Genomic DNA, 12,416 nt, shown 5'->3' with positions numbered 1-12,416 from the left:
TTAACGTTTTAATGAGAGAAATGCCTATAAAAAGTCATATTCTGATTTTTATTTAACCAAAATAACCTTATTAAAAATGTGAGATCTCACCCTGCCCTTGATATACACACCGTAATGTTCTGCCATTATTTTCTAATCGCAAATGCGCATATCCATTATTTCCGGATGAAATCCCCATAGTTACTCAGTCTTCGGGACAGTTTCATGTTTTAAACGTATTCTTATTCAGCCATTATGCTGCCCTCACTATATAATTAAATGCGATATTTCGCGGTCTTGATACGCCTATAAAACTGTAATCTGCTGACCAATCTTTCTGAGTTCCAGAATATACCGCTTTTACCGAAAAATTTTTATTCTGGGGAATATCCCAGTGCAATTTTGAAAGATCATTGCGTGAGAAGGCAATAATAAAATTATTCGCCCGATCAACATTCTGTACTAAATAAGCGCCTTCCTGCCATGACAATATTGGACGAAATGGATCAACATTTCGACCACTGTCCCAGCCTCGAATAAATTCTCCCCTTAGATCAGGCAATTTACCGTCAGGATAAGCTTCTGCTAACTTTGGATACTGTAATTTATTAAAAAATGCTCCGTTACAAACGAGATGATCTTTAGGTGGATAGGGCAATGGCCACGGAATCGGAGAACCAACAGGAACTTCACTGACTGTTTTAATCCGATTATCTATCTCTTCAAGAGTATATTCACGTAATGAATTCACTATTTCTTGCGCAAGTTTCTGTGTTACTGCCAATGTATCACTATTGCCAATCACATCTGTAAGCTGGACAACACCTTTTTGTATTAACGAAGCACCGGGAATGTCTGCTGCAATTTTTTGTTCCAATGCTTTATTTAATTGAGCCGTAATTTTAGCTATATTCCCATCATCAAGAACATCATTACCCGATCGTGTTGCAATAAAATCAGCTACAACTGACGATATTGTTGACGATTGACGCAATACCTTATTTAATACATGAGTAGAAATATTCTCCGATGTAAACCCAGTCTGCAAACTTTGATCTTCTTCATATTCTTCTTGACTTACTATATTCGCATTATCACCAATAGCAAAAGCTTTAAAATCATTTTGAGGATTCATATTCCTTCCTTAAATTAAATAATACTATTTCATAATAAATATATTCGAATTATTATAAAAATAATCCTACCTACAACTCATGCCAATCAGAGTATAGTTCAGAAAAATAATAATGCAGTGTTCTTATTGCTTATAATGCTAACTATTTTTGTATAATTATCAGTAATAGGAAATTCAACATTTTCGAATAGAAAATATATTCATAAATACATATTTAACATCTTGAAATTATTTCCTCTTATTCTTTCCATCTCGTCCTCTCTCTATTTATGAACAATTCACAGAAAACCAGTAAAACTCGTTCACTTACCCCAGTCACATAGTTATCTATGTTCCTGGGGATGCGTTCTCTTGCCGCCGCCCTGCGGCTTGAAATCTATTGGGTATATATGGTTCTGTATCAACCATATTTGTCCCACCAGACACTAATTTTTACATTGCTTATAAACTTTCCAGCCTTCTACATCTGTATCTAATTCACAAATAGTTTTGCCTTTTAACGAAACCAAATATTCACCATAAGAAAGTTTTCCATCCTCTTTGATAACCCCTCTTTTAACAACTATATTACCGTCGAGGTTATTATTGTGTGAAAAATGAGTCACATCTATAAACGTCAAACTTCCATCTGTAATATATTTTTCACGCACATTATCGTAATTGTTATCAGGCGGGATAGGAAAAGTATATATAGCATTATTTTCATTCCCCGCTGGAACTTCAAAATAGACCATTTTGTTATAGTGTTCGTAATCTATAATCTTCATATTAGATAAAGTCATTTTGGGGTCTTTAGTATGACGCTGTGTGATAATATCTTTTTTAACCATAGCCCCATCTTCGTCAATATAAATTACCCTAATACTGCTTTTAGGCTCATTATTTTTTGGCTTATCTTCTTCCAATGTAAATATAACAACTAATTTTTCAGCATCCGGGATAACGTATGTTGTAATTCTCATTCCATCATCGGCAGCCCAGGAAGTTATATCTTTCAATTGATAACAAACTAGATCATAGATATCACCAGTACGGTTGAGCTTCCTGATGGTAAAAGAATCATAACTATCGTGACATTCAATTCTCTCTGGATATTCCGAAATATCAGCATTTACAGAAAAAGAGCACAATAAACTTAATAAAATAAATGCAAAACCCTTCCCAAATCTCATCTATTAACTCCATTAATTTTTCATGAAATAAGGAATAGTGTAACAAATTCAATCAGTAAGTATTTTACTAAGACTATGTAAATACAGTGATCTTGTTCGCAGTTTTAGAGAGAATATTCGAATCTATTCTACTTTAAGTGCCAATAAATCAATAGAATTGTCTATGATGATATTTTCAGGTTACCAACGCAATTGTCATAAGGTGCTGAAATAAGTTCAAAATCCTCTCATAAAGACCAAATTTCTCTAGAAAAACCAACCGACTAAGGTTGGTTTTTCATAAGCCAGTTAGCCCAATTTTTACTTTACTTCGGATTTAAAGAATATTTCTATTCTGCTCTTACTATGTAATTAAATGCGACGTTGCGGGGGCGAGTTTCGTTTGCTGTACGTACAACGCGAGATGAATCAAATGCAACATGCATTAGGTTTCTGGTTACATACCCAGATGTTACAACAACACCTGAGACAGGAGTATTCGTAAATGCGCCATTTGCATATGCGCTAAACGTATTCTCAGTTGAGATATTTATATTACCTGTAATATTTTGCATCGTATCTATTTGTGTAGATAATATAGAGCGATTCGTATCAACCCCACGACTATCATCCCAGCCCCGAATAAATTCGCCTCTTAAATCAGGTAATCTACCGTCAGGATAAGCTTCCGCCAACTTCGGATACTGTAATTTATTAAACGCTGAACCATTACAAGTGAAATAGCCAATAGGTGGATTGGGTAATGGCCACGGAATAGGAGAACCAACAGGAACTTCATTGGCTGTTTTAATCCGATTATCTGTATATTCACGTAATGAATTTACTACTTCCTGAACAAGCTTTTGTGTCACCGCTAATGTATCACTATTACCAATCACATTTGTAAGCTGGACAGCACCTTTTTGTGTTAATGAAGCACTGGGAATGTCTGTTGCAATTTTTTGTTCTAACGCTTTATTTAATTGAGCCATGAGTTTAGCTATATTGCCATCATCCAAAACATCACTGCCCGATTCTGTTGCAATAAAATCGGCTACAACAGATGATATAGTTGACGCTTGACGTAATGTCTTATTTAACAAATGAATATCAATATCATGGCCTGGTGCTAATCCAGTCTGCAATTCTGAACTATTTTCATATAAATTCTGACTTACTACATTAGCACCATTCTTAATAGAAAAAGCTTTAAAATCATTCTTTACACTCATATAATAACCCTCAAGTTGAATAATAATGTGTTATTCTTACTCCTTATAAAGCCAATTATTTCCATATAATTGGCAACAATAAGCAGTTCAACATTTTTGAATTAAAAATATACTTTAAACTATTTTTCTCTTATTCCTTCTATTTCTTCCTGCAACTTGTTCTGTTTTAAATTCCAGGACGAATCTTCCGGCATTTGGACACGAATATCTAAGCGGCAATTCTCTGGAATATCGCAAGGTTCTCCATCTTTATAAAAAACACGTTCATCGTTATCATCGATACATTTAAGTCGCCAGTTCTGAAAACGTGTCGGTAAATGAGAATGTTGTCGGTGAAAAGTTTCGATAATAATAGAACCATCAGGTTGAATACGGTTATCGATAAAAATCAACTCTAACCCGTTTTTATCTTTTGGTGCTGAAATACCACCATACTCTCCCCATGCATTATCAGCGTTACAGCCTGAAATATTTGAAATACGATATACACCCGTTCCCTCTTTTGTGACTTCTGCTCCTTCAGATTCTTCATTAGTTGAAAACTCACCATCAGAGTAGATTTTGACTATCGGTGAGACTCTCTTGAGAAATCCATTAGCATCGAATGCACTGTTTACATCTTCAATTAAAATTCTTTTTTTACCTTTAAACTTACCATCTTTATCAAATGCGTATGTATGTATTCCAAACCCTTCTTGACCTCCAGATGTACTGCCGTATTCAAAAGAAATTCCTCTTGAGTGTGGAATCCCTGCACCAGGGTGAGCGACATGAATGGCTAAACCGCCTAAGTCCGCCCAACCATTTGGACGCAAAAAACCTGACAATGACAAATCTCGCAGGGATGGGTCATCAACTAAATTTGCTGCCTTAGATAAGATGCAACCAGATGTTTTTGTATTCGTATTTAACCGAACAAATCGATTATCAGATTCTACTTTAATTTTTTGTTCTAATGCTTTATTTAATTGTGCAGTGATTTTCGTTACATTACCATCATCCAAAACATCACTGCCCGATTCTGTCGCAATAAAATCAGCTACAACAGATGATATGGTTGACGATTGACGCAATGCTTTATTTAACACGTGAAGATCAGACCGCTTTAATTCATAAAATCCATCCTTCAACTCTGGACTATTTTCATATATATTTTGATCAACTACATTAGCTCCATCCTTAATAGCAAAAGCTTTAAAATCATTCTTGATACTCATATACAATCCTCAAGTTAAATAATATTTTAAAAAAATATTAAACTATTGTGCAAATAACCCATAGTAATTCACACCAGTCATAGTCTTGTTCAGAAAAATAATAATGAAATATTCTTATAAATTAGAATGTTAACTATTTTTACACAATTGACTAAAATAGAAAATTCAATATTAAAAAACCTCCATTCTCTCTCCTGTTTCATTTATTACCAAAATTTTTCCATTGAAGATTATGCATCGGATCTTTCAATATATAAATGGCCAGTTTATTAATGAATCAGAAGCAATATAATTTTATTCCTATTCTATAAGGTAAAATGCGTTTATTTTCACGCTGTAGTAATTAATATCCTATCGCAAAATATCTCACAAAACTATTTGTTAACACGTTTGTAGAATTCCTACACGTTACTATAAATTGACTTGCAGAAATAGGTACAGCAGCAACCCCGGATCCAAAATTATAAAAATCAGCATATGTTGCCACAATCTGGAAACAAGCATTAGGAAATGGGATTGTGAAATTTCTGTAATCACTGATATTCAGAGAGCCGTTTGCCTGTCCCCACTGAATAATTATCCCAGTATCACCACACTTCCACCAACCATTATCAACCTTATTAGCAGTATTCACATTAAGATTACAACACTTTGCAATTTTTTGATCTATCACGCTTTTTAATTGTGTAGTTATTTTGGTTACATTACCATCATCCAAAACATCATTGCCTGATTCTGTCGCAATAAAATCGGCTACAGCGGATGATATAACTGACGATTGACGCAATGCCTTATTTAATACGTGAAGATCAAATTGTTTTAACGGATCAAATCCATCCTGCAACTCTGATCTACTTTCATAATAATATTGACTCAATGCATTTGAATTATTATTAATAGAAAAAGCTTTAAAATCGTTCTTTACACTCATATACAATCCTCACGTTAAATAATATTATTTATTTACAAAAAACACATTAAACTACTATGAAAACAACCCATAATAACTCACACCTGTTATTAGTCTGGTTCAGAAAAATTATAATGAAATATTTTTATAGCTAAAATAAGAAACTATTTTTATATAACAAACAACCCGACATATTGTAATCGAAAAACTCAGTAACACTCTATATTTTCCCAAACCTATTAACTGAGATTTTCCATTATCACTTTCCATATTGTTCATATATAGCCAAAATCCTTATTTAAATTCTGGCTATATTCTTAGTATATTCATCAATAGATTATTACCTAAATTATCATCAGTCTAACCAATAAATCGCTACCAGCCCAATGCGCTCAAAATAATAATTTATCCTTATCTTATACACCTAAATAAATGACAGGTATCATACTGACATTTAATGGACGGTTTTCGTCTGCCGTTGGTACCACTTTTGATGCATCAAAAGTAGCATATGCGAATTCTGAAGATGAATCAGGTCCTTGCTTTTTAGCAACACTTCCTTGTTTGTCTCCCTTAACACCACTAAATACTCCGCTAACACGAGCAAAAAACCCCCATGCCCACAATCCCACATCACCTATAATATTTCTAATCGCATCTCCCTGTATCACACCAGGTTGCAAACCAGCACGCAAAAATACTCCTCGTCCATCAACAAACAGATTAGGGAGGTTAATTTTACCATCACTCAACTTGATTCCCCACGCTGCCTTATATGCATCTGATAAATTATTCAATGCCCAACCAACAGTTGAATCAATCGCATAAGCAGCACCATTTGCAATATATTCTCCTTTGGCTAAATCTGATGCTGGATGCGCAGATAAATAGATATCACCTGGGCGTTTATCACTCACTTTCCCCAAAGCCTTTTTTAATTGTGCCGTGAGTTTCGCTACATTACCATCATCTAAAACATCCTCACCAGATTGTTCCGCAATAAAATCAGCTAAAACCGATGTTATTGTCGACGATTGACGCAATGTCTTATTTAATAAATGAACATGAATGGTACTATCTGGTGCTAATCCAGTCTTCAATTCTGGACTGCTTTCATATAAACTCTGACTTACTACATTAGCACCACTCTGAATAGAAAAAGCTTTAAAATCGTTCTTTACACTCATATACATCTCCTTAAATTAAATAACATTATTTAATCAATTGCATTTAGGAATATTTTAATCTAAAATCCCCAGGTTTCTGGAGTCAATTTAAAGATAGGAGTCATTAACTCTTTCACTGTAGAGATATGTCAATATCCTATTGCAAACCAAAATGCTGAGATTTCAGTCGGATATGCCCAATAATTAAATCCTGTCACAGACAGTTTATTTGCAACAGTATTATATGATGATTTTAGATCAGATTTATGACTCAATGTTAATAAAACATTTACACAAACATTAGGAAACTGAATAGGAAAATTAACGGGTGTATCATATCCTGTCCAGTTCACAGTTCCCCACTGATAAATAATCCCTGTATCCCCACACTTCCACCAACCATTAATATCCTTACCAGCTGTATTCATATTAACTTTAGTATTAACCCGGCTATCTACTTCAGCTTTTGTATACACATCAATATCCGCAGCAGTAGGTTTATTCAGAGTATTATATTCTCTGGCCCAGGGTGTCCATGCCCCATTCGCATATTGGCTACGTGTATATATCCGACTGCTGTTATAGACAAAATAACGCTGAATGATTCCAGCCGCTCTAAGAATCATAAGCGATCCCGCCAACGGTTCAGGATAATTCAGGCCATTTTGAGCATAAGCATTGTATTCTTGATAATAAATACCCGGTGTTTTATAGCTATCCAAATTAGCCCTATCACCTAAATTAATTGCCAACCCGCCAAAGATATCTTGAGAGGTAATATCAATATCTCCAGATAGTGCCTTTCCATTCACTTTCCGGCTATTAGGAACTTTACCATTAATATTTTCACGCAATGAATTTACGATTTCTTGAGCTAACTTTTGCGTAACCGCCAATGTATCACTATTACCAGCCTGATTTGTTAGTTGAACAACACCTTTTTGTGTTAACGAAGCATTAGGAATGCCTGTTTTCACTTTTTGCTCTAAAGCCCTATTTAATTGTTCGGTAAGCTTAGCGATATCACCATCATCCAGAATATCATCACCAGATTGTGTCGCGATAAAATTAGCCACAACAGCTGATATGGTTGACGATTGGCGCAATACTTTATTTAACAAATGAATCGGAACATCATTGGGAGGAAACCCAGCCTGTAAATCTGGACTTACTTCATATCTCTCTTGACTCACTACATTTGCATTAGCACCAATAGAAAAAGCTTTAAAATCATTCTTACCACTCATATACCATCCTTAAATTACATAATGTTATTTCATAAATAATATATTAAATCATTGTATGAATGACTTACCCAAATTCATTTCAATTAGACGTCTGGAATGGACGTCTAATTCAAAAATCGATAATTAAATATTCCTATGACTTAGAATATTAACCATTTTTTTATAATTGGTTACAACAGGAAATTCAATATTAAAAAGTTATTATGCTCTCCCCTCTTTCATTGCTGATTATAATTTTTCTATTTTAGGTTATAGATTAAATCTCTTTCAGTATTCTATTTTCATTATTTCGGCTGCTCCGGCCACTCAACATCAGGCGCTAATGCAACATCAACCCGGCTCAACATCACCCTATATTGCTTCCATGCCAACAGATCTGTTTTTTCTTCTTCGGTAGCAATGCCTAAATCAACAGCATCTTGTAGTGGTCCGACAATATTATTAACTTTAGCCAGTGACTGGAATTTTTCATGTTCTGCTTGCTGAATTAATTCTTCTTTAGTCGGAATATAAGTATTATCAGACTCTCCTTCCGTATCCTTCCCAACAACCTTATCAGAAGGTTTATTCAGCGAGTTATATTCCTGAGCCCAGGGGGTCCATGGATTATCATGGAATTGGCTACGTGTATATATCCTACTGCTGTTGTAAACAAAATAACGTTGAATAACCCCAGCCGCTTTCAATACAATAAGCGAACCGGCAAGCGGCTCAGGATAATTGACACCATTTTTAGCATGAGCATTATACTCCTGATAATAAATCCCGGGTGTTTTGTAGTAATCCAGGTTTACATTATCACCTAAACCAATCGCCTGCCCACCCAAAATATCCTGAGAAGTAATCGTGACATCCGTAGATAAAGATTTTCCATTCACCTTGCGGACTCCTGCAATATATCGAGAATCAGATTCTATTTTTGTATATGCACCAATATCCTCTGCCGAAGGTTTATTCAGAGTGTTATATTCTCTTGTCCAAGGGGTCCATGGGTTATCATGAAACTGGCTGCGTGTATATACCCGACTGCTGTTATAAACAAAATAACGTTGAACGATGCCAGCCGCTTTCAACACAACAAGAGAACCCGCGAGCGGTTCAGGATAATTAAGGCCATTTTTGGCATGAGCATCATACTCCTGGTGATAAACTCCCGGTGTTTTATAACTACTCAAATCTGCCTTATCACCTAAACTAATCGCCAGCCCACCCAAAATATCCTGAGAAGTAATGGTCATATCTTCAGACAGCGATTTACCATTAATTTTTCGGGTATTAGGTACTTTGGCATTAATATTTTCAAGCAGTGAATTTACTATTTCCTGAACCAATTTCTGCGTAACAGCTAATGTGCCACTATTACCCACTACATCCGTAAGCTGAACAACACCTTTTTGTGTTAATGAAGCATTGGGAATTTCTGTTGCGATTTTTTGTTTTAACGCTTTATTTAATTGCTCAGTAAGCTTCGCTATATCACCATCATCCAAAACATTATCACCAGATTGTGTCGCGATAAAATTAGCTATTACAGATGATATTGTTGATGATTGACGTAATACTTTGTTTAAAAGATTAATAGAAATATTATCTGGTGGAAACCCAGTCTGCAAACTCTGATCTTTCTCATATTTATCCTGACTCACAACATTAGCATTATTACTAATAGAAAAAGCCTTAAAATCATTTCTGGAACTCATGAAAACCCCTTAATTTAAATAGAATTATTTATATTAAATATATTGAATCATTGTTTAAAGGTAATCTCCAATAATTTAAAACAGCCATAGTCTAATTCATAAAAATAATAATAAAATCTCCTTATAACTCAGAAGAATAATTATTTTTGTATAATTAGCAGAAAAATAGACTTAAAAAATTTCAATCAGAAATATATCCAATAAGATTATATTCAATACTTAAATTATTTCCTCACTTTCATTTCTTACTACAATTTTTCATTTTTAATATTCAAAATGGGATCTTTCAGTATTTTAGTTCCAGCATCAATAAAATCACAGTATAAATGGCCTGTTTATTCAGGCCATTTCCGTTACTTTGGCTGTTCCGGCCATTCGATATTGGTAATCTGTGAAGTATCTATCCTATTCAGCATTACCCTGTATTCTTTCCATACCAGTAAAGTCGCTTTTTCTGTTTCAGTCGCAATATCTAAATCAACAGCATCTTGCAGAGGAGCTATTTTTGTACCTGCCTCAGCCATTAATTTTTGTTTTTTTGACTCAACACATTGCTTTATTTCCTCATTCAATTTCTCAGCAGCATCACCACTAATTACCCATTTGCCATCCCACTTATGATAACGTGACGGACAAGGCTGTTCTGTAAAGCCATCGGGAATAATAACTTCTTTATTTTCCTGTGATTGCCCTGACTCAATATCGTAAATCATAATTCCCTTTTTATTTTCGACAAGTATCCATTGTCCTGATTTTTCACACGGCCAAAATCCCTCTTGAAATTTTGGCTCAATTCGTAGGGCATCCACCGGGGGTTCACTACCCTGATTAGCATAAATCGCTCCAATAAATGGCCGATGTGGCTTAGTGTTATCAAAATAATAATTTATCATTGCCTTATACTGCCAAATAAATGACAGGTATCATACTGACGTTTAGTGGGCGGTTTTCATCTGCTGTTGGTACTACCTTTGATACATCAAAATTGGCGTATGAGTAATGTGAATATCCATCAAACCGTGTTAATTGAATGCTTGTTGGGGGGTTATTACCAACACCACTAAATGCTCCGCGGGCATGAGAAAACAGCCCCTGGTTCCACCATCCAAAACTGCCTGTAATATTTCTAATCGCATCTCCCTGTATCACACCAGGTTGCAAGCCGGCACGCATAAATGCTCCTCGTCCATTAACAAACAGATTAGGGAGGTTAATTTTTCCACCGCTCTGTTTAATTCCCCATGCCTTCTTATATTCCGCGGATAAACTATTCAATACCCTACCAACATTCGAATCAATTGCATAAACATCGCCATTCGCAATATACTCCCCTTTTGCCAAATCTGATGCTGGATGTGCAGATAAATAAATATCCCCCGACCGTTTAACGCCGATATCAATCGCTGAAAACTCAATATCTTCAGTCAACATTTTCCCGTTGACTTTCCGGGTATTAGGAACTCTGTTATTAATATAATAATCAACTTCTGTTTTGCTATACGCTCCCACATCTACAGCACTCAGGTTAATATCCTTGAGCAACTCCTTGCCGTTGACTTTCCGGCTATTCGGTACTCTGTTATTAATATTTTTAAGCAATAGATTGATCGTTTCCTGAAGCAATTTTTGCGTCACTGCTAATGTGTCACTATTACCCACTATATCAGTAAGTTGAACAACGCCTTTTTGTGTTAATGAAGCATCAGGTACTTCTGTTTTAATCTTTTGTTCTAACGCTTTATTCAATTGTGCAATGAGTTTATCTATATCACCATCATCCAAAACATCATCGCCTGTTTGTGTCGCAATAAAATCAGCTACCGCGGATGATATGACTGACGATTGACGCAATGCCTTATTTAATATGTGAATATCGGGTTGTTTTCTCGCATCAAATCCATCCTGCAACTCTGCTCTATTTCCATAGTCATATTGACTCGGCACATTAGAACCATTTTTAATAGAAAAAGCTTTAAAATCATTCCTGGAACTCATATATTCCCCTTAAATTAAATAATATTATTTTATAATTGACACATTAAATTATTGTAAGGATAACTTATCACCATTCGAACAGGCCAAAGTCTAACTCAAAAAAATAATAACGAACCTTTATTCTAACTTAGAGCATTAACTATTTTTGTATAATTATCAGCAATAAATAATTCAATACCTAAAAATAACTTTTTTCTATTTCTGCCTATGCTTCTATAATTTTCTTATAACACCTTCTTGCTCAATTAAATAAATAGCATAAAATAACAATCATAGATCTTATTCCATTTTAATTAATATACCTAAGAAAATAAGAATAAACTCATTAGATCATAGAGATATTCCTAATATGACAGCAGGGTGAGATCTCACATTTTTAATAAGGTTATTTTGGTTAAATAAAAATCAGAATATGACTTTTTATAGGCATTTCTCTCATTAAAACGTTAAGATCTCTCTCTTCCATAAAAAAGCGATCCTAATAATGAGTATTTTTAATTTTATCAGCAAGATAGAAGACCCTCGCTCTGACATCAATAAAAAACATGAATTAATGGATGTGATTTTTTTAGCCTTCTCCGCTGTATTATGCGGCGCTTCTGGCTGGAAATCGATTCAGGAATTTGGTGAGTTACAGAGCGAGTGGCTTAAACAATACACGCATTTTACTCACGGTATTCCTCG

At 34.8% G+C, this 12,416-nt stretch carries 11 protein-coding genes; 1 reads left to right on the top strand and 10 read right to left on the bottom strand.

Going from position 1 to position 12,416, the window contains the following annotated elements; translation table 11 throughout:
• Nucleotides 1–232 precede the first annotated feature (232 nt).
• From BO26_RS17335 to BO26_RS17290, 10 genes are all read right to left on the bottom strand, one after another.
• Complete coding sequence (locus BO26_RS17335; RefSeq protein ID WP_036773661.1) at nucleotides 233–1,114, bottom strand: phage tail protein; 882 nt, start codon at nucleotides 1,112–1,114, stop codon at nucleotides 233–235.
• A 425-nt stretch (nucleotides 1,115–1,539) separates the two neighbouring features.
• Nucleotides 1,540–2,286, bottom strand: coding sequence for a hypothetical protein (locus BO26_RS17330; protein WP_036773660.1), 747 nt, complete (start codon nucleotides 2,284–2,286; stop codon nucleotides 1,540–1,542).
• A gap of 329 nt (nucleotides 2,287–2,615) precedes the next feature.
• Nucleotides 2,616–3,497 carry a tail fiber protein gene (locus BO26_RS17325; protein WP_036773659.1) on the bottom strand — a complete coding sequence of 294 codons (882 nt, stop codon included), beginning with the start codon at nucleotides 3,495–3,497 and terminating at the stop codon, nucleotides 2,616–2,618.
• A 119-nt stretch (nucleotides 3,498–3,616) separates the two neighbouring features.
• Complete coding sequence (locus BO26_RS22390; RefSeq protein WP_036773658.1) at nucleotides 3,617–4,714, bottom strand: phage tail fiber protein; 1,098 nt, start codon at nucleotides 4,712–4,714, stop codon at nucleotides 3,617–3,619.
• Between the two features lie 343 nt (nucleotides 4,715–5,057).
• Complete coding sequence (locus tag BO26_RS17315) at nucleotides 5,058–5,645, bottom strand: gp53-like domain-containing protein (protein ID WP_036773657.1); 588 nt, start codon at nucleotides 5,643–5,645, stop codon at nucleotides 5,058–5,060.
• Nucleotides 5,646–6,040: 395 nt separating this feature from the next.
• Nucleotides 6,041–6,811: a hypothetical protein gene (locus BO26_RS17310; protein WP_036773656.1), complete on the bottom strand. Its 771-nt coding sequence runs from the start codon at nucleotides 6,809–6,811 to the stop codon at nucleotides 6,041–6,043.
• Nucleotides 6,812–6,939: 128 nt separating this feature from the next.
• Nucleotides 6,940–8,037: a pyocin knob domain-containing protein gene (locus tag BO26_RS17305; RefSeq protein ID WP_036773654.1), complete on the bottom strand. Its 1,098-nt coding sequence runs from the start codon at nucleotides 8,035–8,037 to the stop codon at nucleotides 6,940–6,942.
• Between the two features lie 284 nt (nucleotides 8,038–8,321).
• The gene (locus BO26_RS17300) at nucleotides 8,322–9,737 is read right to left on the bottom strand and encodes a tail fiber assembly protein (RefSeq protein ID WP_036773652.1); all 1,416 of its coding nucleotides are present in this window, start codon (nucleotides 9,735–9,737) and stop codon (nucleotides 8,322–8,324) included.
• A 353-nt stretch (nucleotides 9,738–10,090) separates the two neighbouring features.
• On the bottom strand, nucleotides 10,091–10,630 hold the full coding sequence (locus tag BO26_RS22385; RefSeq protein ID WP_036773651.1) for a tail fiber assembly protein: 540 nt from the start codon (nucleotides 10,628–10,630) through the stop codon (nucleotides 10,091–10,093).
• A gap of 4 nt (nucleotides 10,631–10,634) precedes the next feature.
• Nucleotides 10,635–11,732: a tail fiber protein gene (locus BO26_RS17290; RefSeq protein ID WP_036773650.1), complete on the bottom strand. Its 1,098-nt coding sequence runs from the start codon at nucleotides 11,730–11,732 to the stop codon at nucleotides 10,635–10,637.
• A 484-nt stretch (nucleotides 11,733–12,216) separates the two neighbouring features.
• Here BO26_RS17290 and BO26_RS17285 point away from each other — a divergent pair.
• Nucleotides 12,217–12,416 (top strand): transposase family protein (locus BO26_RS17285; protein WP_036773649.1); only part of this gene is annotated, 200 nt, incomplete at its 3' end.

Origin of the sequence: Photorhabdus australis DSM 17609, assembly GCF_000711895.1 — a bacterium.
Lineage (GTDB): Bacteria > Pseudomonadota > Gammaproteobacteria > Enterobacterales > Enterobacteriaceae > Photorhabdus > Photorhabdus australis.
The sequence above is the reverse complement of the archived record's forward strand: the minus strand, read 5'-3'. Positions and strand labels throughout refer to the sequence as shown.

Excerpts from the sequence above, each read along its gene's own strand:
- BO26_RS17335 (WP_036773661.1), bottom strand. The coding sequence starts at position 1,114 with ATGAATCCTCAAAATGATTTTAAAGCTTTTGCTATTGGTGATAATGCG.
- BO26_RS17315 (WP_036773657.1), bottom strand. The coding sequence starts at position 5,645 with ATGAGTGTAAAGAACGATTTTAAAGCTTTTTCTATTAATAATAATTCA.
- BO26_RS17325 (WP_036773659.1), bottom strand. The coding sequence starts at position 3,497 with ATGAGTGTAAAGAATGATTTTAAAGCTTTTTCTATTAAGAATGGTGCT.
- BO26_RS17290 (WP_036773650.1), bottom strand. The coding sequence starts at position 11,732 with ATGAGTTCCAGGAATGATTTTAAAGCTTTTTCTATTAAAAATGGTTCT.
- BO26_RS22390 (WP_036773658.1), bottom strand. The coding sequence starts at position 4,714 with ATGAGTATCAAGAATGATTTTAAAGCTTTTGCTATTAAGGATGGAGCT.
- BO26_RS22385 (WP_036773651.1), bottom strand. The coding sequence starts at position 10,630 with ATGATAAATTATTATTTTGATAACACTAAGCCACATCGGCCATTTATT.
- BO26_RS17310 (WP_036773656.1), bottom strand. The coding sequence starts at position 6,811 with ATGAGTGTAAAGAACGATTTTAAAGCTTTTTCTATTCAGAGTGGTGCT.
- BO26_RS17300 (WP_036773652.1), bottom strand. The coding sequence starts at position 9,737 with ATGAGTTCCAGAAATGATTTTAAGGCTTTTTCTATTAGTAATAATGCT.
- BO26_RS17330 (WP_036773660.1), bottom strand. The coding sequence starts at position 2,286 with ATGAGATTTGGGAAGGGTTTTGCATTTATTTTATTAAGTTTATTGTGC.
- BO26_RS17305 (WP_036773654.1), bottom strand. The coding sequence starts at position 8,037 with ATGAGTGGTAAGAATGATTTTAAAGCTTTTTCTATTGGTGCTAATGCA.